The 23,646-nt window shown below is 58.6% G+C and carries 24 protein-coding genes; 6 read left to right on the top strand and 18 right to left on the bottom strand.

Translation table 11 applies throughout. The features are described from left to right. Positions 1-42: 42 nt before the first annotated feature. The 8 genes from GBC55_RS13765 to ffh form a co-directional block, all read right to left on the bottom strand. Positions 43-1,347 carry a homoserine dehydrogenase gene (locus GBC55_RS13765; protein ID WP_162438275.1) on the bottom strand — a complete coding sequence of 435 codons (1,305 nt, stop codon included), beginning with the start codon at positions 1,345-1,347 and terminating at the stop codon, positions 43-45. A gap of 134 nt (positions 1,348-1,481) precedes the next feature. Further along, positions 1,482-2,213: a bifunctional protein-disulfide isomerase/oxidoreductase DsbC gene (gene dsbC / locus GBC55_RS13760; protein WP_162438274.1), complete on the bottom strand. Its 732-nt coding sequence runs from the start codon at positions 2,211-2,213 to the stop codon at positions 1,482-1,484. A 304-nt stretch (positions 2,214-2,517) separates the two neighbouring features. Then, positions 2,518-3,414 (bottom strand): site-specific tyrosine recombinase XerD, encoded by an 897-nt coding sequence (xerD, locus tag GBC55_RS13755; RefSeq protein ID WP_162438273.1) that lies wholly within the window; start codon positions 3,412-3,414, stop codon positions 2,518-2,520. 99 nt (positions 3,415-3,513) lie between these two features. Then, positions 3,514-3,864 carry a 50S ribosomal protein L19 gene (gene rplS / locus GBC55_RS13750; protein WP_063322826.1) on the bottom strand — a complete coding sequence of 117 codons (351 nt, stop codon included), beginning with the start codon at positions 3,862-3,864 and terminating at the stop codon, positions 3,514-3,516. Positions 3,865-3,909: 45 nt separating this feature from the next. Next, positions 3,910-4,662, bottom strand: coding sequence for a tRNA (guanosine(37)-N1)-methyltransferase TrmD (gene trmD, locus GBC55_RS13745; RefSeq protein WP_090188015.1), 753 nt, complete (start codon positions 4,660-4,662; stop codon positions 3,910-3,912). A gap of 2 nt (positions 4,663-4,664) precedes the next feature. Continuing rightward, complete coding sequence (rimM, locus tag GBC55_RS13740; RefSeq protein ID WP_162438272.1) at positions 4,665-5,201, bottom strand: ribosome maturation factor RimM; 537 nt, start codon at positions 5,199-5,201, stop codon at positions 4,665-4,667. A 5-nt stretch (positions 5,202-5,206) separates the two neighbouring features. Beyond that, positions 5,207-5,458, bottom strand: a complete 252-nt coding sequence (gene rpsP / locus GBC55_RS13735; protein WP_007944872.1) for a 30S ribosomal protein S16 — start codon at positions 5,456-5,458, stop codon at positions 5,207-5,209. Between the two features lie 249 nt (positions 5,459-5,707). Beyond that, positions 5,708-7,084 (bottom strand): signal recognition particle protein, encoded by a 1,377-nt coding sequence (gene ffh / locus GBC55_RS13730; RefSeq protein WP_162438271.1) that lies wholly within the window; start codon positions 7,082-7,084, stop codon positions 5,708-5,710. 210 nt (positions 7,085-7,294) lie between these two features. On the opposite strand from ffh, the gene ccsA reads away from it, so the two are divergent. The 3 genes from ccsA to GBC55_RS13715 all read left to right on the top strand — a co-directional run bounded on the left by ccsA (position 7,295) and on the right by GBC55_RS13715 (position 11,005). Further along, positions 7,295-8,107: a cytochrome c biogenesis protein CcsA gene (gene ccsA, locus GBC55_RS13725; protein ID WP_162438270.1), complete on the top strand. Its 813-nt coding sequence runs from the start codon at positions 7,295-7,297 to the stop codon at positions 8,105-8,107. Positions 8,108-8,119: 12 nt separating this feature from the next. Then, positions 8,120-9,355: a transporter associated domain-containing protein gene (locus GBC55_RS13720; RefSeq protein ID WP_162438269.1), complete on the top strand. Its 1,236-nt coding sequence runs from the start codon at positions 8,120-8,122 to the stop codon at positions 9,353-9,355. Between the two features lie 333 nt (positions 9,356-9,688). Further along, the gene (locus GBC55_RS13715; protein ID WP_162438268.1) at positions 9,689-11,005 is read left to right on the top strand and encodes an MFS transporter; all 1,317 of its coding nucleotides are present in this window, start codon (positions 9,689-9,691) and stop codon (positions 11,003-11,005) included. Positions 11,006-11,106: 101 nt separating this feature from the next. Here GBC55_RS13715 and purT read toward each other — a convergent pair whose 3' ends face one another. From purT to GBC55_RS13690, 5 genes are all read right to left on the bottom strand, one after another. Further along, positions 11,107-12,288, bottom strand: a complete 1,182-nt coding sequence (gene purT / locus GBC55_RS13710) for a formate-dependent phosphoribosylglycinamide formyltransferase (protein ID WP_162438267.1) — start codon at positions 12,286-12,288, stop codon at positions 11,107-11,109. 101 nt (positions 12,289-12,389) lie between these two features. Continuing rightward, positions 12,390-12,857, bottom strand: a complete 468-nt coding sequence (locus GBC55_RS13705; RefSeq protein WP_162438266.1) for a preQ0 transporter — start codon at positions 12,855-12,857, stop codon at positions 12,390-12,392. Positions 12,858-13,074: 217 nt separating this feature from the next. Then, the gene (locus GBC55_RS13700) at positions 13,075-13,290 is read right to left on the bottom strand and encodes a DUF1289 domain-containing protein (RefSeq protein ID WP_162438265.1); all 216 of its coding nucleotides are present in this window, start codon (positions 13,288-13,290) and stop codon (positions 13,075-13,077) included. Next, positions 13,287-13,811, bottom strand: a complete 525-nt coding sequence (locus tag GBC55_RS13695; RefSeq protein ID WP_162438264.1) for a gamma carbonic anhydrase family protein — start codon at positions 13,809-13,811, stop codon at positions 13,287-13,289. The genes GBC55_RS13700 and GBC55_RS13695 overlap by 4 nt, the downstream gene beginning before the upstream one ends. A gap of 65 nt (positions 13,812-13,876) precedes the next feature. Next, positions 13,877-14,476 (bottom strand): CoA pyrophosphatase, encoded by a 600-nt coding sequence (locus tag GBC55_RS13690; RefSeq protein ID WP_162438263.1) that lies wholly within the window; start codon positions 14,474-14,476, stop codon positions 13,877-13,879. A 216-nt stretch (positions 14,477-14,692) separates the two neighbouring features. Between GBC55_RS13690 and GBC55_RS13685 the strand changes: the two genes are divergently transcribed. From GBC55_RS13685 to leuA, 3 genes are all read left to right on the top strand, one after another. Further along, positions 14,693-15,244, top strand: coding sequence for an NUDIX hydrolase (locus GBC55_RS13685; RefSeq protein ID WP_162438262.1), 552 nt, complete (start codon positions 14,693-14,695; stop codon positions 15,242-15,244). A 107-nt stretch (positions 15,245-15,351) separates the two neighbouring features. Beyond that, the gene (locus tag GBC55_RS13680) at positions 15,352-15,855 is read left to right on the top strand and encodes a L,D-transpeptidase family protein (RefSeq protein WP_162438261.1); all 504 of its coding nucleotides are present in this window, start codon (positions 15,352-15,354) and stop codon (positions 15,853-15,855) included. Positions 15,856-16,218: 363 nt separating this feature from the next. Further along, positions 16,219-17,898, top strand: coding sequence for a 2-isopropylmalate synthase (gene leuA, locus GBC55_RS13675; protein ID WP_162438260.1), 1,680 nt, complete (start codon positions 16,219-16,221; stop codon positions 17,896-17,898). A gap of 180 nt (positions 17,899-18,078) precedes the next feature. Here leuA and GBC55_RS13670 read toward each other — a convergent pair whose 3' ends face one another. The 5 genes from GBC55_RS13670 to GBC55_RS13650 all read right to left on the bottom strand — a co-directional run bounded on the left by GBC55_RS13670 (position 18,079) and on the right by GBC55_RS13650 (position 23,623). Next, complete coding sequence (locus GBC55_RS13670) at positions 18,079-18,870, bottom strand: amidohydrolase (protein WP_162438259.1); 792 nt, start codon at positions 18,868-18,870, stop codon at positions 18,079-18,081. Next, a complete protein-coding gene (locus GBC55_RS13665) occupies positions 18,858-20,006 on the bottom strand; it encodes a pyridoxal phosphate-dependent aminotransferase (protein ID WP_162438258.1) in 1,149 nt (382 codons plus the stop codon). Before GBC55_RS13665 ends, GBC55_RS13670 begins: the two co-directional genes overlap by 13 nt. Positions 20,007-20,152: 146 nt before the next feature. Further along, positions 20,153-21,622: a ribosome biogenesis GTPase Der gene (der, locus tag GBC55_RS13660; protein WP_162438257.1), complete on the bottom strand. Its 1,470-nt coding sequence runs from the start codon at positions 21,620-21,622 to the stop codon at positions 20,153-20,155. Positions 21,623-21,837: 215 nt separating this feature from the next. Then, positions 21,838-22,989: an outer membrane protein assembly factor BamB gene (bamB, locus tag GBC55_RS13655; protein WP_162438256.1), complete on the bottom strand. Its 1,152-nt coding sequence runs from the start codon at positions 22,987-22,989 to the stop codon at positions 21,838-21,840. Next, complete coding sequence (locus GBC55_RS13650) at positions 22,982-23,623, bottom strand: tetratricopeptide repeat protein (protein WP_162438255.1); 642 nt, start codon at positions 23,621-23,623, stop codon at positions 22,982-22,984. The genes bamB and GBC55_RS13650 overlap by 8 nt, the downstream gene beginning before the upstream one ends. Positions 23,624-23,646: the final 23 nt, after the last annotated feature.

Genomic DNA, 23,646 nt, shown 5'->3' with positions numbered 1-23,646 from the left:
GCAAAGCCGGGCCCACAGGCGGGCCCGGTGAACGATAACGGCTTAGTTCAGGTGCTCGACGCGGATCCGTACGACCGGCCCCACGACGCCTGTCAGGGCTTCCAGCGCGGCAATCGCGTCGTTCATGTGCTGTTCCAGCACACGGTGGGTCAGCAGGATCATCGGCACCAGACCGTCATGTTCTTCGACTTCTTTCTGCATGATCGATTCGATGTTGATGCCGCGCTCCGACAGGATGCTTGCGACCTGAGCCAGCACGCCAGGATGGTCCTTGGCCTGAATGCGCAGGTAGTAGGCGCTTTCGCAGGCTTCGATCGGCAGGATCGGGTGGGCCGACAGCGAGTCTGGCTGGAAGGCCAGGTGCGGTACGCGGTTTTCCGGGTCGGACGTCATGGCGCGAACCACGTCCACCAGATCGGCGATGACCGACGAAGCGGTCGGCTCCATGCCGGCGCCAGCACCGTAGAACAGGGTCGAACCCGCAGCATCGCCGTTGACCATGACCGCGTTCATCACGCCGTTGACGTTGGCGAGCAGACGATCGGACGGGATCAGTGTCGGGTGCACCCGCAACTCGATACCGGCAGCCGTGCTGCGAGCCACACCAAGGTGCTTGATGCGGTAGCCCAGCGCTTCGGCGTAGTTCACGTCAGCGGTGGTCAGCTTGGTGATGCCTTCGGTGTACGCCTTGTCGAACTGCAGCGGAATACCGAACGCAATCGACGCCAGGATCGTCAGCTTGTGGGCTGCATCGATACCTTCAACGTCAAAGGTCGGATCGGCTTCCGCGTAACCCAAGGCCTGCGCTTCAGCGAGCACATCTTCGAAGGTCCGGCCTTTTTCACGCATTTCAGTCAGGATGAAGTTGCCCGTGCCGTTGATGATGCCGGCGACCCAGTTGATACGGTTGGCGGACAGGCCTTCACGGATCGCCTTGATCACCGGAATGCCACCGGCCACTGCTGCTTCGAACGCCACGATCACGCCTTTCTCGCGTGCCTTGGCGAAGATTTCGTTACCGTGAACGGCAATCAGTGCCTTGTTCGCGGTGACCACATGCTTGCCATTCTCGATGGCCTTGAGTACCAGCTCACGGGCAACGGTGTAGCCGCCCACCAGCTCTATAACGATGTCGATCTCAGGGTTCGTGGCCACTTCGAAGACATCGTTGGTAATCGCAATACCGGTCGTTTGGAACTGAGGCTTTGGCGTGCGCGTGGCAATTTGTGCCACTTCGATCCCACGCCCGGCACGACGAGCAATTTCCTCGGCGTTGCGCTGAAGTACGTTGAAGGTACCGCCACCGACGGTTCCTAACCCACAGATGCCTACTTTGACCGGTTTCACTGTGAACTCCCCATAAAACGGCCGACTCAAGGCCGGCCGTGAAAACAACCGCATACTCGCGGTTCTCTATTAATGGCTCGGCGAACAACGCCGCCGAACCATGATCGTCAAAGGCTGACCGTGACGATGCGAATTTACTTCGCGCCCAGCGCCAGTTTGGCGACTTGTGGCGCAGGCTGGTAGCCCGGAATGACCTGACCGTCAGCCAAAACGATGGCCGGCGTGCCGTTCACGCCAATCGACTGACCGAGAGCAAATTGCTTGGAAACCGGGTTATCGCATTTGGCGGCCTTGATTTCCTTGCCGTCGACCATTTTGTCCATGGCCGCTTTCTTGTCCTTGGAGCACCAGACCGCTTGCAGCTGCTCGTCACCCGGCGAACCCAGGCCCTGGCGCGGGAACGCAACGTAACGCACTTCGATGCCGCGCTTGTTCAGCTCAGGCACTTCGGCGTGCAGTTTGTGGCAATACGGGCAGGTGGTGTCGGTGAAGACGGTGATGTGCGATTTGGTTTCGCCGATGGCCGGATAGACCACAGTTTCTGCTACCGGAATCGCGTTGACCAGTTTGGAAACGCCCAGTCGTTCGGTCTTCTCGGTCAGGTTGACCGGCTTGCCATCCTTGAGCTGGAACAGGTAGCCCTGAACGATGTATTGGCCATCAGCGCTGGCGTAGAGCACGCGGCTGCCTTTGAGCTTGACTTCATACATGCCCGGCAGCGGGCTGGCGGAAATGCTTTCTACCGGAACTTCCAGCTCGAGGTTTTCCAGACTTTTACGGATGGCTTTGTCGGCCGCATCATCGGCGACGGCAAAGGTGCTGACCAACGCAATGGCTGCGGCGGCGAAAATATGGGTCAGACGCATGAGAACTCCTGAAGGCGGACAAATGGGACGATCAGAACGCCCGTGCCGAAACACCGGGTCATAACCGCCCATCGTGCAAACCGGCAAAGCCTACCACATAAGGCTTGCGGGGCCGAATGTGCCTGATGCACGACATATCGCCCACGGTGCACGACGCGTTATGTAGCAGCTGGCGAAGCCTGCGTCCGGCTGCGCAGCAGACGTGAAATCAGGCAATGAGGTGTCTCGATCAAATCAAGCAGTCAGGGTTTACGACTGCTTCGCAGCCGGACGCAGGCTTCGCCAGCTGCTACAGAGTCCAGTGTTAACCACGCGGGTGGTGTTTGGCGTGCAGGTCTTGCAAGCGGGCGCGGGCGACGTGGGTGTAGATCTGGGTCGTGGACAGGTCACTATGGCCAAGCAGCATTTGCACCACCCGCAGATCCGCGCCGTGATTGAGCAGGTGCGTGGCGAAGGCGTGGCGCAAGGTGTGGGGTGACAGCGACTTGCCGATCCCGGCCACCTTGGCCTGGTGCTTGATGCGGTGCCAGAACGTCTGTCGCGTCATCTGCTCGCCGCGCAGACTCGGGAACAGACAATCGCTGGGACGTCCGCCGAGCAACTCGCTGCGTGCGTCGCGCATGTAGCGCTCTACCCAGACAATCGCCTCCTCTCCCATCGGCACCAACCGCTCCTTGCTGCCCTTGCCCATCACTCGCAACACACCCTGGCGCAAGTTGACTTGCTCCAGCGTCAGGCTGATCAACTCTGTCACCCGCAAACCACAGGCGTAGAGCACCTCAAGCATGGCGCGGTCCCGTTGACCAATGGCCTCGCTCAAGTCCGGCGCCTTCAGCAAGGCTTCCACATCGGCTTCCGACAAGGATTTAGGCAATGGCCGCCCCAGCTGCGGCATGTCGACGCGCAAGGTCGGATCGACGGCGATCAGTTTTTCCCTCAGCAGGTAGCGATAAAACCCGCGCACTCCCGAGAGGAATCGAGCAGTGGAACGAGGCTTGTAGTTTTGCTCCAGACGCCAGGCCAGATGATCGAGAATCAACTCGCGTCCGGCGTTGATCAGCTCCAGCCCTTTTTCCTGCAACCAGCCGTTGAACAGGGCCAGGTCACTGCGATAGGCATCACGGGTGTTATCGGAAAGGCCTTTCTCCAACCACAGCGCGTCGAGAAACTGGTCTATCAGAGGATGATCGATGGCAGGCATAAAGGCTCAGGCAAGACCGACAGTACGGCTAGGGAAGATAAATCGCAGGCAACAAAAAAGCAGCCCGTAGGCTGCTTTTTTCTGCATCGGAAGCTGGACTTAAGCCAGTTTTTCCTTGATGCGAGCTGCTTTACCGGACAGGTCACGCAGGTAGTACAGCTTGGCTTTACGTACGTCACCGCGACGTTTAACGGCCATGCTGTCGATTTGCGGGCTGTAGGTCTGGAAAGTACGCTCTACGCCAACACCGTTGGAGATTTTACGAACGGTGAAAGCACTGTTTACGCCGCGGTTACGCTTGGCGATAACAACACCTTCGAACGCTTGCAGACGCGAACGGTCGCCTTCCTTCACTTTCACCTGAACGACAACAGTGTCGCCCGGGGCAAAGGTAGGGATCTCTTTGGTCATCTGCTCTGCTTCGAGTGCAAGGATGATTTTGTTAGTCATGCTGTGCTCCTAAGGTAAATCGTCGGATCTACCATCGATACGTTGTTAACTATCGTCCCGCTCGCGGATGTATTCCTCGAGCAGCTTCTTCTCTTCTCCAGAAAGCGAGCGGCTTTCCAGAAGATCGGCGCGTCGTTCAAAGGTCCTACCAAGGGACTGCTGTAAACGCCAACGCCGGATATGCGCGTGATTGCCACTTAGCAATACGTCGGGAACACGCTGATCCGCATACACCTCCGGTCGGGTGTAGTGCGGGCAATCCAGCAAACCATCCGTAAAGGAATCTTCCTCTGCGGAGTCCGCATGCCCTAAAGCTCCAGGCAGCAGTCGTGTAACCGCATCGATCAGGACCATCGCCGGCAGCTCGCCGCCAGACAGTACATAGTCGCCAATCGACCACTCTTCATCGACATGAGCTTCTATGAAACGCTCGTCAATGCCTTCATAACGGCCGGCAATCAGGATCAATGCATCCAGATTCGCCAACTCGCGTACCGCCGACTGATTCAGTTGACGGCCTTGGGGGGACAGGTAAATCACCTTCGCCGCCTCCCCGGCTGCTGCCTTGGCCTGAACCAGAGCATCTTCCAGGGGCTTGATCTTCATCACCATGCCCGGACCACCGCCAAATGGGCGATCATCCACAGTGTGATGTCGATCCGTCGTGTAGTCTCGCGGGTTCCAACAGGTCAGCTGCAACAGCCCCTGTTTCACCGCCCGACTGGTGATGCCGTACTCGCTGATGGCGGAGAACATCTCGGGAAACAAACTGATCACTTCTACGCGCAAGTTAGCCACGCTTAGAAGTCCGCATCCCAATCCACCTTCATCTCGCCTGCGGCAAGGTCGACGGCCAACACGCATTGCTCCGTATAGGGCAGCAGGCGTTCGCGATCATCCAGGCTGCCAGCGCAAGGCTTGACCACCATTACATCATTGGCGCCGGTTTCCAGAAGATGATCGATCTTCCCGAGCAATTGCCCAAGATGGTCAATGACCTTCAGACCTTCGAGCTGGTACCAGTAGTACTCGCCGTCGGTCAATTCAGGGAACAGGTTGCGCGGCACGCAGATCTCATAACCGGCCAGAAGACGAGCTTCTTCACGATCATCGAGACCCTTGAGCTTCGCGACCAGGAACTTGTCGTTCCCGCGTCCGCTGACCAGCTCAACCTGCTTCACATTGCCTTCGCGCTTGAGCGTCCAGGTTTTGTATTGCAACAGGTTTTCAGTAGGATCAGTAAAGGAGTACACCTTCACTTCGCCGCGAACGCCATGAACAGAATAAATCTTGCCGATAACGATCAAATCATCAGCATCAGCTGGCGTCGCGTTCATATTGCTCAGGCCGCAGCCTTAGCAGCGTCCTTCAACAACTGAGCAACACGCTCAGAAGGTTGTGCACCAACGCTCAGCCAGTAGGCTACGCGCTCTTGGTTCACGGACAGACGAACTTCTTGACCACGAGCAACAGGGTTGAAGAAACCAACCTGTTCCTTGTGCGAACCGTCGCGCGGGTTGCGGCTGTCGGTTACGGTCAAGTGGTAAAACGGGCGCTTTTTGGAGCCGCCAAGGGCAAGACGGATTGTTAGCATGTGAACATCGTTCCTGTAGTCGGTGCTGCAAATCTAAAGGCACAGCGGGCATAGGTGCCCGAAAGGCCGCATATTCTAAGGAATATCCGGACTTTTGCAAATGTCTTTTTCCGGCTGCCTATCGGCCGCCATCAAGATTTGCTATAGAGCCGTCGTTGAAAACGGCCAGTCAGCTCCCGCCAAGTGCGGGTTTGCTGGAGATCTCACATCCCTGTGAGCTGCGCAAGAGCAAGCCCTTACGCGAAAACTTTACATTTTGGGCATGCCGCCGCCGGGCAACATACCGCCCATGCCGCGCATCATTTTGGCCATTCCGCCTTTCGCGGAGAATTTCTTCATCATCTTCTGCATTTGCTTGTGCTGCTTGATCAAGCGACCAATGTCCTGCACCTGAGTGCCGGAACCCATGGCAATTCGGCGTTTGCGCGAACCGCTGATCAGCTCAGGGTCGCGGCGCTCGGCCGGGGTCATGGAGTTGATGATGGCTTCCATCTGCTTGAATTGCTTCTCTGCCGCACCCTGGGCATTGCCCATTTGCGCCAGGTTTACACCGCCGATGTTCGGCAGTTTGTCCATGAGGCCACCAAGGCCACCCATGTTCTTCATCTGTTGCAGCTGATCGCGGAAGTCTTCGAGGTCGAAGCCCTTGCCCTTCTTCAGTTTCTTGGCAAGTTTGTCGGCTTTATCCTTGTCGAGCGTCGCTTCCGCCTGTTCGATCAGACTGAGCACGTCACCCATGCCGAGGATGCGCGAAGCAATACGCTCAGGGTGGAACGGTTCGAGCGCATCGCTCTTTTCGCCCATACCGATGAACTTGATCGGCTTGCCAGTGATGGCGCGGACCGAAAGCGCGGCACCACCACGGGCGTCGCCGTCGACCTTGGTCAGGATCACACCGGTCAGCGGCAGTGCATCACCGAAGGCCTTGGCCGTGTTGGCGGCATCCTGGCCAGTCATGGCGTCGACCACAAACAGGGTTTCGACCGGGTTGATCGCAGCGTGCAACGCCTTGATCTCGCCCATCATCTCTTCATCGATGTGCAGGCGACCGGCGGTATCGACGATGACCACATCGATAAACTTGAGCTTGGCTTCTTTAATAGCCGCTTGCGCGATGTCGACCGGCTTCTGGCTCAGGTCGGACGGGAAGAACGTAACGCCCACTTCGCCCGCGAGCATTTCCAGCTGCTTGATCGCCGCAGGACGGTAAACGTCTGCAGACACGACCATGACGGATTTCTTTTTGCGCTCTTTAAGAAAGCGCGCAAGTTTACCGGCGGTGGTGGTTTTACCAGCGCCCTGCAAACCGGCCATCAGCACGACGGCGGGTGGCACGGCACTCAGGTTCAGGTCTTCGTTGGCAGCGCCCATCAGGCTTTCGAGCTCTGCCTGAACGATCTTCACGAAGGCCTGGCCCGGCGTCAGGCTGCGCGACACCTCGGTGCCGACGGCGCGCTCCTTGACCGAATTGACGAAGTCTTTGACCACCGGCAAGGCGACGTCAGCTTCGAGCAACGCCATGCGCACTTCACGCAGGGTGTCTTTGATGTTGTCCTCGGTCAGCTTGGCTTTGCCGGTGACATGGCGCAGCGTCTGCGAGAGACGGTCGGTTAAGTTTTCAAACATTGCGCGATCCTTTCAGGCCCTGTGTAGACCGGGATAATGGCGGCCCAGACCGGAATAAACATGTGCTCGGCGAGCCTGCGGCGTGGGCAGGTCGCGGATTATAGCGAAGACTGCGGCTGGCGGACACCTCGCTGTCAGGTTGCATGGTCTTTCGTGCAACTAAGGTTCTATGCCAAACTCAGCGCCTTTCGGGCTTGCCTAACAGGATTTATGCTCCCCTTGTCACCCAGCTTGCTAACGACCCTCGCCGCCGCCTGCTTATACGCCGCTGCGACCATCTACCAAGGCACTCGCCTGGCCTCCGGCGCCAAGGCGAACAAACGCCTGCTGGTCACGCTTGGCGTGCTGGCCGTGCTGGCCCACAGCGCCAGCCTTTTAACCCATCTGTTGACGCCGATCGGCCTGGGCCTGGATTTTTTCAACGCCGCCAGCCTGATTGCGGTGGCGGTCATTGCCCTGACCCTGCTGGCCTGCTCGCGTATTCCAGTGCAGAACCTGCTTGTGTTGCTGTTCCCGCTCGGCGCCGCTACCGTGCTGCTCGCCCAGTTCGCCCCGGCGGGAACCGTACAGATCATCGACGAAGAGCCCGGCATTCTTGCCCACATCCTCTTGTCGATCCTTGCCTATGGCATGTTCACTATCGCCGTGTTCCAGGCCTTGCTGCTGCTGGTCCAGGACCATCAACTCAAGCACAAGCACCCGTCCGGCCTGATCAGGAACTTCCCGCCGCTGCAAACCATGGAAAGCCTGTTGTTCGGCTTCCTCTGGGCCGGCTGGACCCTGCTGTCGATGTCGCTGATTTCTGGTTGGCTGTTTGTCGACAATCTGTTCGCCCAACACCTGGTGCACAAGACCTTGCTGGCCTGCCTGGCCTGGATAGTGTTCAGCGTGCTGCTGTGGGGCCGTAATCGTCTCGGATGGCGCGGACACAAGGCCATTCGCTGGACCCTCGCCGGTTTCTGCCTGTTGATGCTGGCGTACTTTGGCAGCAAGCTGGTTCGTGAATACATTCTGCACATCTGACGGGCGGCATTAATGGACGACTTGCCCATAGGGCCGATGCTCGCGGTTTTGGCCCTGCTGATTTTATGGTCGGGGCTGTTTACAGCCATCGAAGTAGCGCAACAGCATCTGCTGGCTCAGCGCACCGCCTCGCGTGCCAGCGACAAACCGGTGGCGAAGCTGAGTTTCCCCCTCAACAGCCTGATCCTCTGCAACACCCTGTGCCGTGCGCTGGTGGTGGTCATCAGCACCTTGCTGGCGATTTTCACCTGGGCCGAAAACGGTCCATGGGCTGCCTGCCTTGGGGCTGGCGCCGTTCTGCTGGTGTTCGCCGATTACCTGCCGCGAACCCTGGCGATCCGCTACCCGGATGCGATCCTGGCCCTCGGCAACTCTTTGCTGCGCGCACCCCTGAAAATCATCTACCCCGCCGCCTGGCTGCTCAATGGCATCGCGCAATTACTGACGCGACCGTTTGCCCGTACAGCCAAAGTGGTTCAGCAGAGTGAAGACGAGACACCGAATGATCGGCATGACGATCATGATCAGGCGGTTTGCCGCCCGCATCCGCTGTCGGGTATCCATGCGCTGGACAACATCACGGTCAACGACATTCTGGTACCGCGCAGTGACGTCGACGGGATCAACCTCGATGACTCCCTCGAAGAGATTATCGAGCAGCTGCGCAACAACAAGCGCACGCGATTGCCAGTGTTCCACAGCGACATCAATCAGGTTGAAGCCGTCCTTAATACCCGGCAGATCCGCCATTTGCTGCCCGACGGCACGTTGACCCTCGACGCGTTACTGGCGGCCAGCCACGAACCGTACTTCGTTCCGGAAAGCACGCCGCTGCAGCTGCAACTATTGAATTTCCACAAGCAACAACGGCGCCTGGGCATGGTGGTCGACGAGTACGGCGAAGTGCTCGGCATCGTCACGCTGGAAGACATTCTTGAAGAAATCGTTGGTGAATTCGAAAGCCAGCACAGCCTGGACAACCCTCATATTCACCCTCAAGCCGACGGCAGGCTGATGATCGAGGGCGCAGCGTCAATTCGCGAGCTGAACAAGAGCCTGGGATGGCACCTGCCCAGCGATGGCCCGAAAACCCTCAACGGGCTGGTCACCGAGGCACTGGAGACGATTCCGGAAAGCGCGGTCTGCCTGAAGATCGGACGGTATCGGCTGGAAATCCTGGAGACGGAAGACAATCGAGTTACTCGGGTGTTGATCTGGCATACCAGTTCAGTGCCAGCCATTCTCTAAGTCTCACAATCGCCCCTTGTAGCAGCTGGCGAAGCCTGCGTTGGCTCCGGGGTCGCGCTCGACCGCAGCAGTCGTAAAACCAGACAATGTGGTGGTTCAGGAAATCCGCGTTTACGGGGTTTACGACTGCTGCGCAGCCGAACGCAGGCTTCGCCAGCTGCTACAAGGATTTGCACTTGTTTGATCGTTAGGCTCCTTCCTATAATCGGGGCGCTTACCCAAGCCTCGCCTCACCCTTGTGCTACCCGCACTCTGCGTTAAACCCACATCCCTGGGTGTTCGACCATAATAAAATTCGCTCCACTGGGGCACATGACTGTCAGGGATAACCGCATGACGACCAGCACGACCTACTCAGATACCGCGCCTGCGCAGCCGACGAATTCCGCCACACGTGTGGCCACGGCGAGCTTCATCGGCACCGCCATCGAATTCTACGATTTCTACGTTTACGCCACGGCCGCCGCGCTGGTGATCGGTCCGGTGTTCTTTCCGCAAACCTCCGGCACGGCTCAGATGCTGTCGGCGTTTCTCACTTTCGGTATCGCTTTCATCGCCAGACCGCTGGGTTCGGCGCTGTTTGGCCACTTCGGGGACCGCATTGGCCGCAAATCGACACTGGTCGCCTCGCTGCTGCTAATGGGCGTGTGCACCACGCTGATCGGCGTGCTGCCGGGCTACGACAGCATCGGGGCCTGGGCGCCGATCCTGCTGTGCGTGCTGCGCTTTGGCCAAGGCCTGGGACTGGGAGGTGAATGGGGCGGTGCGGCACTATTGGCTACGGAAAATGCGCCCAAAGGAAAACGCGCCTGGTTTGGCATGTTTCCGCAGCTTGGCCCCTCCATAGGCTTCCTCGCCGCCAATGGTCTGTTCCTGACCCTGGCCATGACGCTGACCGATGAGCAGTTCCGCTCGTGGGGCTGGCGCATTCCGTTTCTGCTGAGTGCCGCACTGGTGATGGTCGGCCTGTATGTCCGCCTCAAGCTCCACGAAACCCCAGTGTTCGCTAACGCAATGGCCCGCCAGGAACGGGTAAAAATGCCTGTGGTCGAGCTGTTCAGCCAGTACTGGGCGCCCATGTTGCTGGGCGCCGGTTCGATGGTCGTGTGCTATGCCCTGTTCTATATCTCGACCGTGTTTTCGCTGAGCTATGGCGTCTCGACACTGGGCTACACCCGCGAGACCTTCCTTGCATTGCTGTGCTTTGCGGTTCTGTTCATGGCCGCTGCGACGCCATTATCGGCCTGGGCCAGCGACCGCTACGGGCGCAAACCGGTACTGATCATCGGTGGCGTGCTGGCAATTCTGTCGGGGTTCCTGATGGAGCCGTTGCTGACTCAAGGCTCAACCTGGGGCGTGGCGCTGTTTCTGTGCATCGAGCTGTTTCTGATGGGCGTGACGTTTGCGCCAATGGGCGCGCTGCTGCCTGAATTGTTTCCAACGCACGTGCGCTACACCGGCGCGTCGGCCGCTTACAACCTGGGGGGCATCGTCGGCGCCTCCGCGGCACCGTTCTTCGCGCAGAAGCTGGTGGCGATGGGTGGTTTGAGTTATGTCGGGGGGTATGTATCGGGGGCGGCGGTTTTGAGTCTGATTGCGGTGTTGTGCTTGAAGGAAACCCGTCACAACGATTTGAATCGGGTTGCCTGACAAGACGCCATCGCGGGCAAGCCTTGCTCCCACAGGTCAGTGTTCATGCACAATTATGTGAAAGGCACTGACCTGTGGAGCAAAGCGTGCTCGCGATGTTTTTACAGCTCTACAACAACCGACTGAGCAGCGCGGGTCGCTTTGGCACGTGCTGCTTCAATCGACTCATCCCGCGCCAACGCCACGCCCATCCGGCGCTGACCATTCACTTCAGGCTTACCGAACAAACGCAGCGCCGTGTCCGGCTCGCTTAACGCCGCGCCCAGGTTGGCGAACGCCGTCTGGGTCGATTGACCTTCCACCAGTATCACAGCGGAAGCCGAAGGGCCGAACTGACGAATCAGCGGAATCGGCAAGCCCAGAATCGCCCGTGCATGCAGTGCGAACTGCGACAGGTCCTGGGAAATCAGGGTCACCAGACCGGTGTCATGCGGACGTGGTGAGACTTCGCTGAACCACACCTGATCACCTTTAATGAACAGCTCCACACCAAACAGACCGCGGCCACCCAAGGCTTCGGTGACAGCTTTCGCCACGCGCTCGGATTCAGCCAAGGCAATCGGGCTCATGGCTTGCGGCTGCCAGGATTCCTGGTAATCGCCCTTCTCCTGACGGTGACCCACCGGTGCACAGAACGTGGTGCCGCCAATGTGGCGCACGGTCAGCAAGGTGATTTCATAGTCGAAGTCGATGAAGCCTTCAACAATTACACGGCCTTTACCGGCACGACCGCCTTCCTGGGCGTAATCCCAGGCGGTTTTCACATCATCTGCACTGCGCAGCAGGCTCTGGCCTTTGCCCGACGAGCTCATTACCGGTTTCACTACGCACGGAAAACCGAGGTCTTCGACGGCTTTGCTGTAGTCCTCGAAGGTGTCGGCAAAATGATACGGCGACGTTGGCAGGTCCAGCTCTTCAGCCGCCAGACGACGAATGCCTTCACGGTTCATGGTCAGCTGCGTTGCGCGCGCCGTCGGGATCACCGTGAAGCCTTCAGCTTCCAGCTCAACCAGGGTGGCGGTGGCGATTGCTTCGATTTCCGGCACGATGAAGTGCGGCTTCTCGGCTTCGATGACCGCGCGCAAAGCGGCGCCGTCGAGCATGTTGATCACGTGGCTGCGATGCGCCACTTGCATGGCCGGCGCATTGGCGTAGCGATCCACGGCAATCACTTCAACGCCCAGGCGCTGCAGCTCGATCACCACTTCCTTGCCCAACTCGCCACAGCCACACAGCAATACGCGGGTCGCGGTTGGCGACAATGGAGTTCCGATACGGGTCATCTCAGGTCCTCAAAGAAGCGGATCATCGAGGGTCGCGAGCACGTGGCGCGCTTCCCATGGGGCGAAAGCGCGGCATTTTACATGAACCTGAGGCTTTGGCTTCAGCTGGCGACGGCCTGTTTGCGCAGACGCCACGCCATGATCAGCCACACCGCCGTCACGCCCGCGAACTTTGAGCCCATCGCCGTGAGGATCACGCCCGGTGTGAACGCGTCGATCATGCCGAAAAAGATGAAAGTATCGAGGGGGATGCTCAGCGCAGAACTTATCCACAGGCGGTCATGCAACGGGCGTCGGGTAATGGTGAATACCAGCCAGTCGATGCATTCCGACACCGCGAAAGCCGTGGCACTGGCCAGTGCGATGGAAGGGTCGGAAGTGACGTAGGAAAGCACCAGCGCAGCCAGCATTGCGGCGATGGCGCCGTGGCCGAACCGGATTTGCACCATGTCCCGAAGGACAAACACCAACCCACCCCAGGCAGACCAGATGATGTCCAGGTGCGGGGCAGTGGAAAAGGCGTAGTTGATCAGCACGACGCTGCTGATGTAGGCGATCAGGAAAAGCATGGAGATGGGGGATACCTGTCAATTTGGTGCGCAGAATACTTCACCCGCACACAAGCACCAAACCCGAGCACGGACACGACAACGAACCTGTAGCAGCTGGCGCAGCCTGCGTCCGGCTGCGCAGCAGTCGTAAAAACAGACACTGCGGTCTGATAGGTTAATCGTGAAATCAGGATTTACGACTGCTGGCGCAGCCGGACGCAGGCTGCGCCAGCTGCTACAGGTTTGGTGTTTTGCCGATCATCCAGAGCAAACCACTGGACTTGGCCCGCTCATGACATAACCCCAGGACCTGGCGTCGTTCGTCGTTGTCCATCCGGCTCCAGCGAGTGATCTCATCCACTGTGCGCTGACACCCGGTGCAAATATCATCATCGTCCAGCGCACATACATTCACGCAGGGCGATCGGACCGGCCGTTCAGGGGTGTTCATTCTTCCTGCTCGGCCAGATCCCGGGCGTAACGCTGGGAGTTATGCACGTAGTGGGCAGCGCTGGCTTCGAGCATCTTCTTCTGCGGTTCGGTCAACTCGCGCACGACCTTGCCCGGCGACCCCATGACCAGCGAGCCATCAGGGATTTCCTTGCCCTCGCCGATTAAAGAATTAGCGCCAATGATGCAGTTCTTGCCGATCCTGGCCCCATTGAGAATCACCGCATTGATACCGATCAGGCTGTAATCGCCCACCGTGCAACCGTGCAGCATGGCGTTGTGGCCGATGGTCACACCGGTGCCGATGGTCAGCGGATAGCCCATGTCGGTGTGCATCACGGTACCGTCCTGAACGTTGCTGTTCTTGCCGATCAGGATCAGCTCGTTGTCGCCGCGCAGCACGGCGTTGAACCAGACGTTGGCGCCCTCTTCCAGTTTGACCTTGCCCACCAGCACGGCATTGGGAGCGACCCAGCTTTGTGGGTGGGTTTCGACGCGGGCGTCGCCCAGGCGGTATTTCATCTTATTGTCCTCAGGGCCAGGCAGGCGCACTTAAAAAGCCGGGTGTTCGCCATACGAACGATGGCTCAGGTATTGATAAAACTCTTGGGCGGCTGATGCAGGCTGATTTTCGCGTCATACAGCAAGTTGATCAACTCGACGATCATGATCGCCGTCAGCCCCCAGATTTTATATTCGCCGTAACGATAACTGGGCACATACCAACTGCGACCTTGATAGTCGATGCGATGGGTATGTTCGCGGGGATCTTCGCGGAAAAATTCCAGCGGCACGCTGAAGACCGCAGCGATCTCGGCATCGTTGGCGCGGTACTCGACGAAATCCGGAATCACGCCAACAAAAGGGGTGACCTTGATGCCGTGCAGAGAAATCAGCGGGCTGAGTGGGCCGATCACCTCGACGAGTCCTGGCGGCAGGCCGATTTCTTCTTCAGCCTCACGCAGGGCGGTAAAAATCAGGTCAGGGTCTTCAGGGTCGCGACGACCACCCGGGAAAGCCACTTCACCGCCATGGGTCGAGAGCCCGCTGGCGCGCAGGGTCAGAACCAGTTCCGGTTCGTCACTGCGGGTGATGGGCACCAGTACGGCGGCCTCGGGAAAGCGTTTGTCGGTTTCCAGGGTTCGCGGCGTGTGGTTGCTTACCCGATGCAGTAGCTCATCCAGCATGAGTGATCTCGATCTGTGCCTGTAGGGTCTGTTGACGTTTGCTGACGACCGCGTTGGGCGCCACCGCAGTTCGCGAGCAAACGTCAACAGACCCTATGCATCATGCACCAATCACACCGACCGCCCAAGCCCCGAACAGCCGTGTGTCGCTAAACGACAACTTGCCGACTGACACCGCCGCACGCCAAGATAGGCGCAGCATTCAGGAACCCAAGCATGAAATTTTGCAGTCAGTGCGGTAACCCAGTGACCCAACGCATTCCCGAAGGCGATGCACGCCTGCGGTTTGTCTGCGACAGCTGTCATACGATTCATTATCAGAACCCCAATATCGTCGCCGGTTGCGTGGCCACCTGGGGCTCCAAAGTACTGTTGTGCCGCCGCGCCATCGAGCCACGGCTCGGCTATTGGACCCTGCCCGCCGGTTTCATGGAGAACGGTGAGACCATCGAGCAAGCGGCCATTCGCGAGACCGCCGAAGAAGCCTGCGCCCGGGTCCGCGACTTGAGCATCTATACGTTGATCGATGTGCCGCACATCAGCCAGGTGCATGTGTTCTTTCGCGCGGAACTGGTTGACCTGAACTTTGCAGCAGGCATCGAAAGCCTCGAAGTTCAACTATTTGAAGAGGCCGACATCCCTTGGTCCGACCTGGCTTTCCGCACAGTGGGTCGTACTCTAGAATGCTTCTTCGCTGACCGGCGGACCGAGGTCTACCCCGTACGGTCCGAATCGATCCCGCCGCTTGCTCAGCCGGTCATTACTTGATTTGAATTTTGGAATGCTGCCGACGCTAAAAGATCGTCGACTGCGGCAGCTCCTGCAAAATCACCTATAAATACATAGTCGCGACACCTTTTAGGGATATCGTTTCAATGCGCTGGTTGCTTGCCCTGCTTTGCATGTCGTTCATCGCTGTGTCCCAGGCTTCCACCGTGGTGACCCTGGATGGCAAACCGATCGAAAAGGTGTTGGTGCTCAAGTCCGCTCATCAATTGCAATTGATCGCCGATGGCAAGCCTCTGCGGACCTACCGTATTTCCCTGGGCAAGCAGCCCAAAGGCGCCAAGCTGATGGAGGGCGACAAGCGCACGCCTGAAGGTTTTTACTGGGTCGACTGGCGCAAGGTCAGCGACCGCTTCAATCTGGCGATGCACATCTCCTATCCCAACGTTGCTGACTCCGCCCGCTCCCGACGCGAAGGGGTCGATCCGGGCGGGATGATCATGATCCACGGCACACCCGACACCTACGACTACCCGGAAAACCTGTTCCACACGCTTGACTGGACCGACGGCTGCATTGCCATGCGCAACATGGACATGCGAGAGGTATGGGGTCTGGTGCCGGATGGCACGATGATCGAGATACGTCCGTAACCCTTTGAGCCAGTCGATCTTGAAACACTCGAGCAAACCACTTTCAATTGCGCAACGCTGAGACCCGCAGCAATCATTGAAACTATCGAGGCACTTTCGAGCAATAAAATCTCAGAAAAGTCGTCTTTAAGAGTATTCCTCTCAATTTTTTTCGACTGCTTGCCAACCCTCATCCTCGCGGTTAGGGTTGAAGGCATGAAAACATCTCACACCCTCATTCGGCTTCGCCAGCACCGCAGTCTGTGCCTCGTCAGTGCACGACTGCCGGGCTGAATCGCGGTGCCTCGCCCTACGCTCTATCCCCAGAACTTTTGATACACCGGCAGGCCGCCTTTTTTCGGCCGACACAATAAGGATTTCCCGATGAGCATGCTCAAAGACCCGTCTTCGAAATACCGCGCGTTCCCGACTATCGACATTCCGGATCGTACCTGGCCGTCGAAGACCATCACTGCCGCGCCGATCTGGTGCAGCTCGGACCTTCGCGACGGTAACCAGTCGCTGATCGAGCCGATGGATGCGGTGAAGAAACTGCGCTTCTGGAAAACCCTGGTGTCGGTCGGCGTGAAAGAAATCGAGGCGTCGTTCCCGGCCGCATCGCAAACCGACTTCGACTTCGTGCGTACCCTGATCGAAGGCAACCACATCCCGGACGACACCACCATTCAGGTGCTGACCCAGGGCCGTGAAGACCTCATTGAGCGCACCTTCGAATCCCTGCGTGGGGCGAAGAAAGCCATCGTTCACCTCTACAACGCGACCTCCCCTTCGTTCCGCCGCATTGTCTTCAACCAGGACAAGGACGGGATCAAGGAAATCGCCGTGAGCGCGGCCAAGTTGTTCGTCAAATACGCTGCCCAACAGCCGGACACCCAGTGGACTTTCGAGTACTCGCCGGAAACCTTCAGCGCCACCGAACTGGATTTCGCCAAGGAAGTCTGCGATGCGGTGATTGAAGTCTGGAACCCGACGCCTGAGCACAAGATGATCCTCAACTTGCCTGCCACCGTCGAATGCGCCACACCAAACATCTACGCCGACCAGATCGAATGGTTCGGTCGTAACATCAACCGTCGTGACAGCGTGATCATCAGCCTGCACACCCACAACGACCGTGGTACTGGCGTTGCGGCTACCGAACTTGGCTTGATGGCCGGCGCTGACCGCGTCGAAGGCTGCCTGTTCGGTAACGGTGAACGCACCGGTAACGTCGACCTCGTGACCGTGGCATTGAACCTCTACACCCAGGGCGTGAACCCTGAGCTGGACTTCTCCGACATCGACGGCGTGCGTAAAGTCGTTGAGGAATGCAACCAGCTTCCGGTGCACCCTCGTCATCCGTACGTCGGCGACCTGGTTCACACCGCGTTCTCCGGCTCCCACCAGGATGCCATCCGCAAGGGCTTCGCCCAGCAGAAACCGGACGCCCTCTGGGAAGTGCCGTACTTGCCGATCGACCCGGCCGACATCGGTCGCAGCTACGAGGCGGTGATCCGCGTCAACAGCCAGTCGGGCAAAGGCGGTATCGCTTACCTGTTGGAACAGGAATATGGCATCAACTTGCCGCGTCGCATGCAGATCGAGTTCAGCCAGGTCGTGCAGCGTGAAACCGATCGCCTGGGCCTGGAGATGACTGCACAGCAGATCCACGCGTTGCTTCACAGCGAGTATCTGCAAGCCAACACTCCGTATGCGTTGGTGAGCCATCGCCTGCAGGAAGAAAACGGCCACAGCGCTGTTGAAGTGGAAGTGTCCAGCAAGGGCCAGGGCGAAACCAACCTGAACTGGCGTGGCAAGGGCAACGGCGCCCTGGAAGCGCTGGTGGCGGGTTTGCCGATCCCTGTCGAAATCATGGACTACAACGAACATGCAATCGGCGCGGGTACCAATGCCAAAGCGGCGGCTTACATCGAGCTGCGTGTTAACGGTGAGCGTGCGGTGCACGGCGTCGGTATCGACGAGAACATCACCACGGCGAGCTTCAAGGCGCTGTTCAGTGCGCTGAATCGCTCGTTGAGCCAGCCGGAAGCGAAAGCGGCGTAAGCGTCTGCCGCAATGCAAAAGGCCCCTTGGTGAGAACCTTGGGGCCTTTTTGTATTGGAAGATCAAAAGATCGCAGCCTTCGGCAGCTCCTACTGGTTATGAGTAAGCCAAAATGTCGCGGGGCGTACTCGGTCGGTGTCGGAGCTGCCGGAGACTGCGATCTTTTCGGACCACCAAATATCAGGTGAATTCGAAGGTATCAGCATCCAGATTGGCCGGAAATCTGGTGCGATACGCCGCCAATTCCGCCGCATCCAACACTACCGTGAACACCCCATCCGCCTCCCCCGCACTGAGCAACGTCTCACCCTGGAAGTCCAGGACCTGACTGTCGCCGGTATAGGCGAAGCCTTTGCCGTCCGTACCGATGCGATTCACAGCCGCCACGTAACACAGGTTTTCAATGGCCCGAGCCGGCAGCAAACGGTTCCAGTGCTGGCGCCGTGCACCTGGCCAGTTGGCGGTATAGAGCAGCAGATCGGTGTCCTGAGCATCGCGACTCCACACAGGGAATCGCAGGTCGTAGCAAATAAGCGGACGCACACGCCAGCCCTTGAGCTCGAACTGCACCTGGCGCTCGCCGGGCGTGTAGTGATTGTGCTCGCCGGCCATGCGGAACAGGTGGCGCTTGTCGTAATGCAGCACCTCACCGTCCGGTCGCGCCCACAGCAGGCGATTACGATGACTGCCGTCGGCCGCCTGGACGATCACACTGCCGGTGATCACCGCCTCGAGCTTCGCTGCCTGAAGCCGTAACCATTTGCTGGTGGGACCATTCTCCGCTTCGGCCAGGGTCTCGGACTCCATGGAGAAACCGGTGGTGAACATCTCCGGCAGGATGATCAGGTCAGCGCCGCGAGCCTGCTCCAGCAATTGCTCGAAATGCTCCAGGTTGGCCTGGCGATCGTGCCAGGCCAGCGTGGTCTGGATTAGCGCGATGTTCAGATTCGGCAGAGCACTCAGATCACGCATAGTTTTGCCGCTGCTTCACGCAGGGTCTCCTCGCGTTTGGCGAAGCACAGGCGCACCAGGCGCTGGCCTTCGGGGGGTGTCTGGTAGAACACCGAGATCGGGATGCTCGCCACGCCATGTTCGCGGGTCATCCACAGTGCCATCTCAACGTCAGTAAGGTCCGGGCGGATCTGCGAGTAATCGACCAGCTGGAAATACGTGCCCGCTGCGCGATTGAAAGTGAAACGCGACGGTGCCAGCAAATCACAAAACAGGTCGCGCTTGGCCTGATAAAAGGCCGGTAATTCTTCGACGTGTTCAGGGTGCTCGGCCATGAAGTCAGCCAGCGCGTATTGCAGCGGCGTCACACCGCAGAAACTGACATATTGGTGAACCTTGCGCAGCTCCGCCGTCAGAGCCGGTGGTGCGACCACATAGCCGGTTTTCCAGCCGGTGACGTGATAGGTCTTGCCGAAGGAACTGACGACGAAAGCGCGCTCGTACAACTCCGGATGGTTAAGCACGCTGACGTGAGGTAGGCCGTCGAACACTAGGTGCTCGTAGACTTCATCGCTGATCAGGTAGATGTCGCGATCACGAATCAGATCAGCCAACTGATCCAGTTCGGCACGACTGATCAGCGCGCCGCTGGGATTGTGCGGGGCATTGAGGACGATCATCTTCGTGCGCGGGCTCAGCGCCTGGGCGAGTTTTTCGAAATCGATGGCGAAGTCATCCAGGCCCAACTGGACGTGCACGCAACGGCCGCCAGCCAATTCCACCGAGGGCTCGTAGGCGTCGTAGCACGGGTCGAACACGATGACTTCGTCGCCACGATTGATCACCGCCTGGATCGCGCAGAAGATCGCCTGGGTGGCGCCGGGTGTGACGGTCACTTCGTGATCGGCATCCACATTGATGCCATAGCTGCGGGTAATCTTCGTCGCAATCTGCTCGCGCAATGCGGGCAGGCCGGTCATTGGAGAATACTGATTGTGGCCTTGGGCAATATGCCGGCCGACCGCATCACACAGGGCCTGCGGGGCATCGAAATCCGGAAAACCCTGGGACAGATTGAGCGCCCCGGTTTGCGCCGCGAGCTGAGACATCTGAGTGAAGATAGTGATGCCGACATTCGGCAGCTTACTGGTGATCATCGGTAGCCCCTTGCAGGTGAGCTGCAAGTTTCAAGCTGTAAGCGGCAAGCGGTCAAGTCTCAAACCTTCAGGCACAAAAAAGGGCCCCTGACAGGACCCTTTCTTGCGTTGACTCGAAGCTTGCAGCTTGAAACTTAAAGCTGCTTCTATTTCTTGTCGCGGCGCTTTTTGTCGGCCTTTTTGTGGTGCGACATCATGCGACGCTTCTTGTTGACCTGGCGGTCGGTGAGCGAATTCTTGTTGCCTTCGTACGGGTTCTCGCCGCCTTTGAATTCGATGCGAATCGGCGTACCGACCAGCTTCAGAACACGACGGTAAGTGTTTTCCAGGTAACGAACGTAAGACTTCGGCACCTTCTCGATCTGGTTACCGTGAATCACGATGATCGGCGGGTTCGCGCCACCCAAGTGGGCATAACGCAGCTTGATCCGGCGATTGTTGACCATCGGTGGCGCGTGTTCGCCAACCGCATCTTCCAGAATCGTGGTCAGACGGTTGGTTGGCCAGCGGGTAACCGCAGACTTGAACGAGTTCTGTACGGAAGCGTAGAGGTTGCCCACGCCCGTGCCGTGCAGGGCCGAGATGAAGTGGATGTCGGCGTAATCAACGAAGAACAGTCGACGTTGCAGCTCAACCTTGACGAAGTCGCGCTCGCCCGGCGTCATGCCGTCCCACTTGTTGATCGCGATAACCAGCGCACGACCCGCCTCGATGGCGAAGCCCAGCAGGTTGAGATCGTGATCGACCACACCTTCGCGGGCGTCCATCACGAAGATCACCACGTTGGCGTCTTTGATCGCTTGCAAGGTTTTGACCACGGAGAATTTTTCAACTTCTTCGTGGATCTTGCCGCGCTTGCGCACACCGGCGGTGTCGATCAGCGTGTACTTCTCGTCGTTACGCTCGAACGGGATGTAGATACTGTCGCGAGTGGTGCCGGGTTCGTCATAGACGATTACCCGGTCTTCACCCAGCATGCGGTTGACCAGTGTCGACTTGCCTACGTTCGGGCGGCCGATGATCGCGATCTTGATACCGTCTTTTTCGCTTGGGCCAGGAATGCGCTTGGCTTCCTCACCTTCGGCAACGATCTCTTCTTCGCCGTCTTCCGGCTCTTCATCGTCTTTCGGGAATTCGCTCAGTGCGATTTCCAGCATCTGGGTGATGCCACGGCCATGAGCACCGGCGATCGGAATCGCGTGGCCCATACCCAACGGGGCGAATTCAGCGCGGGCCATTTCCGGGTCGATGTTGTCGACTTTGTTGGCAACCACATAAGAGCGCTTGTTACGTTTGCGCAAATGCTCGGCGATCATCTGGTCGGCGGCGGTGAAACCAGCCTTGGCATCTACCAGGAACAGCACGACATCGGCTTCTTCGATGGCCAGCAGGGACTGCTCGGCCATTTTTTCGTCCATACCATGCTCGTCACCGGAGATACCACCGGTGTCGACCAGAATGTAGGAACGCCCTTGCCACTTGGCCTCACCGTATTGGCGATCACGGGTCAGACCGGACAAGTCGCCAACGATGGCGTCACGAGTCCTGGTCAGGCGGTTGAACAAGGTGGACTTGCCGACGTTCGGTCGGCCCACCAGGGCGATTACGGGAACCATGCGGCTCTCCACTTCGTTATTTCAGAAAATACAAAAGCCGCTGCGAGGCAGCGGCTGGTGCTCGGGGCAATCACTGTAGGAGCGAGCTTGCTCGCGAAAAACGCAAAACACCGCGTTTATTCAGAAAGCAAACGGAATCGTTGACGTCCATCGCGAGCAAGCTCGCTCCTACAAGTGAAGCAGCCTGGGGGTTAAACCCCAAGCATAGTCAAACATTACTTGATGGTCAGGGCTTCCAGTTTGCCGCTGTTGCCATACAGATAAATCGTGTCACCCACCACCAGCGGACGGGCACGCAGGCCGTCGCTGTCGATGCGCTCGCGGCCGACGAAACGACCGTCAACCTGACTCAGCAGGTGCAGGTAGCCTTCCATATCACCGACTGCAACATAGCTGGAGAACACTTCAGGAGCCGACAGCTGACGGCGCGCCAGCGAATCGTTGCTCCACAAAGCGGTGGTGGAACGCTCATCGACGCCTTCAACGGTGCCCGAGGACAGGCTCACGTAGACGCTGCCGAAACCCTGAGCGACGCCGGCATAGCTGGAAGCATCACGCTGCCAGAGCTGACGACCACTTTCCAGGTCCAGTGCCGCGACGCGACCCTGGTAGCTGGCGACGTAAAGCGTACCGCCGGACAGCAGCAAGCCGCCGTCGATATCGACGACACGCTCCAACTCCGAACGACCTTGTGGAATCGCTACCCGTTGTTCCCATACCGGCACGCCGTTGGAAATATCGAGAGCAACCACTTTACCGGTCGACAGGCCAGCCACCGCAAAGCGGTTGGTGACGATAGGAGCACTGGTGCCGCGCAGCGTCAGGACTGCCGGAGTGCTGTCATACAACCAGCGCTGGTTGCCGGTGGAGGCATCCAGACCGATCAGACGATCATCCTGGGTTTGAACCACAACCACGTCGCCGTTGTTGGCCGGTGGAGCGAGGACTTCACTGGACACGCGAGCGCGCCATTTCTCTTCACCGCTGCTGGCGTCGAGGGCAACGATTTCACCCTTGAGCGTACCGATCATGACCAGACCGTAACCCACGCCTACGGCGCCGGACACAGGCACGTCGAGATCTTTCTCCCATTTGACGTCGCCGTTGCTGCGATCCATCGACATCACCACACCGGTGACGTCGGCGGCATAGATGGTATCGCCTTCGATCGCCGGAACCAGCATGTTGTACGTCTCGCCCTGACCGTCACCGATCGAACGACTCCACTGCTTTTGCAGAACCACTTCTTCTTTGAAGTCAGTCAACTCGGCAGGTGGCAATTCCTTTTTGCTGTTGCTGCTGCAACCCGCGGCCAAAATGGCCAGAGCCAGCAATGCTGCATGTTTCCAACGAATCACGTCACGCATCCCCTTTGGCCAGGTCGTCCAGCTTGATTTGTAAGCCACCGACCGCCGCTTCATCCGACAGTGCCGCCTTGGCTTTTTGATACGCCGCGTTTGCTTCGTCGGTACGACCCAGCTGCACCAGCAGATCGCCCTTGAGTTCTTCGCGAGTGGCCAGGAATGCAGTATCGGCATCGCCTTCGAGCAGTTTCAGGGCTTCATCGGCCTTGTTCTGCGCGGCCAGTACCTGAGCCAGGCGCTGACGGGCAATTTCGCCCAACGCCGGGTTCGCCGGCTTGTCGGCAATGGCTTTCAGCTCGCTGGCTGCGTCATCCAGCTTGCCGCTGTCGACTGCTACTTTCGCCACAAACAGACTGCCGTACTGCGCATAGGCGCTGCCGCCGTACTCGCTGTTGAGCTTGCCAGCCAGGTCCGAAACACGTGCCGCATCAGGCTTGCCATCAGGCGTCAGCGTGGTTTCAAGCAATTGCTGATAGAGAATCGAGGCGCCTTGCGACTGATTGCTCTGATACTTTTGAAAGGCCTGCCAGCCGAACACGATGACCAGCGCCAACAGGCCGCCAGTGACCAGGGGCTTGCCGTTGCGTGTCCACCAGTCCTTAAAATCCGCCAGCTGTTCGTCTTCGCTATTCGACACCCCAATACTCCTTAATCGCTAAA

The sequence above is a fragment of the Pseudomonas sp. TNT3 genome (assembly GCF_010095445.2).
In the GTDB taxonomy this organism is placed as follows: Bacteria; Pseudomonadota; Gammaproteobacteria; order Pseudomonadales; family Pseudomonadaceae; genus Aquipseudomonas.
This window is presented reverse-complemented; position numbering and strand designations above follow the sequence as displayed.

What these genes read in the sequence shown, in the direction of transcription:
- dsbC (WP_162438274.1), bottom strand. Translation starts at nt 2,213, where the DNA reads ATGCGTCTGACCCATATTTTCGCCGCCGCAGCCATTGCGTTGGTCAGC.
- xerD (WP_162438273.1), bottom strand. Translation starts at nt 3,414, where the DNA reads ATGCCTGCCATCGATCATCCTCTGATAGACCAGTTTCTCGACGCGCTG.
- rplS (WP_063322826.1), bottom strand. Translation starts at nt 3,864, where the DNA reads ATGACTAACAAAATCATCCTTGCACTCGAAGCAGAGCAGATGACCAAA.
- rimM (WP_162438272.1), bottom strand. Translation starts at nt 5,201, where the DNA reads ATGAACGCGACGCCAGCTGATGCTGATGATTTGATCGTTATCGGCAAG.
- rpsP (WP_007944872.1), bottom strand. Translation starts at nt 5,458, where the DNA reads ATGCTAACAATCCGTCTTGCCCTTGGCGGCTCCAAAAAGCGCCCGTTT.
- ffh (WP_162438271.1), bottom strand. Translation starts at nt 7,084, where the DNA reads ATGTTTGAAAACTTAACCGACCGTCTCTCGCAGACGCTGCGCCATGTC.
- ccsA (WP_162438270.1), top strand. Translation starts at nt 7,295, where the DNA reads ATGCTCCCCTTGTCACCCAGCTTGCTAACGACCCTCGCCGCCGCCTGC.
- GBC55_RS13720 (WP_162438269.1), top strand. Translation starts at nt 8,120, where the DNA reads ATGGACGACTTGCCCATAGGGCCGATGCTCGCGGTTTTGGCCCTGCTG.
- GBC55_RS13715 (WP_162438268.1), top strand. Translation starts at nt 9,689, where the DNA reads ATGACGACCAGCACGACCTACTCAGATACCGCGCCTGCGCAGCCGACG.
- purT (WP_162438267.1), bottom strand. Translation starts at nt 12,288, where the DNA reads ATGACCCGTATCGGAACTCCATTGTCGCCAACCGCGACCCGCGTATTG.
- GBC55_RS13705 (WP_162438266.1), bottom strand. Translation starts at nt 12,857, where the DNA reads ATGCTTTTCCTGATCGCCTACATCAGCAGCGTCGTGCTGATCAACTAC.
- GBC55_RS13700 (WP_162438265.1), bottom strand. Translation starts at nt 13,290, where the DNA reads ATGAACACCCCTGAACGGCCGGTCCGATCGCCCTGCGTGAATGTATGT.
- GBC55_RS13695 (WP_162438264.1), bottom strand. Translation starts at nt 13,811, where the DNA reads ATGAAATACCGCCTGGGCGACGCCCGCGTCGAAACCCACCCACAAAGC.
- GBC55_RS13690 (WP_162438263.1), bottom strand. Translation starts at nt 14,476, where the DNA reads ATGCTGGATGAGCTACTGCATCGGGTAAGCAACCACACGCCGCGAACC.
- GBC55_RS13685 (WP_162438262.1), top strand. Translation starts at nt 14,693, where the DNA reads ATGAAATTTTGCAGTCAGTGCGGTAACCCAGTGACCCAACGCATTCCC.
- GBC55_RS13680 (WP_162438261.1), top strand. Translation starts at nt 15,352, where the DNA reads ATGCGCTGGTTGCTTGCCCTGCTTTGCATGTCGTTCATCGCTGTGTCC.
- leuA (WP_162438260.1), top strand. Translation starts at nt 16,219, where the DNA reads ATGAGCATGCTCAAAGACCCGTCTTCGAAATACCGCGCGTTCCCGACT.
- GBC55_RS13670 (WP_162438259.1), bottom strand. Translation starts at nt 18,870, where the DNA reads ATGCGTGATCTGAGTGCTCTGCCGAATCTGAACATCGCGCTAATCCAG.
- GBC55_RS13665 (WP_162438258.1), bottom strand. Translation starts at nt 20,006, where the DNA reads ATGATCACCAGTAAGCTGCCGAATGTCGGCATCACTATCTTCACTCAG.
- der (WP_162438257.1), bottom strand. Translation starts at nt 21,622, where the DNA reads ATGGTTCCCGTAATCGCCCTGGTGGGCCGACCGAACGTCGGCAAGTCC.
- bamB (WP_162438256.1), bottom strand. Translation starts at nt 22,989, where the DNA reads ATGCGTGACGTGATTCGTTGGAAACATGCAGCATTGCTGGCTCTGGCC.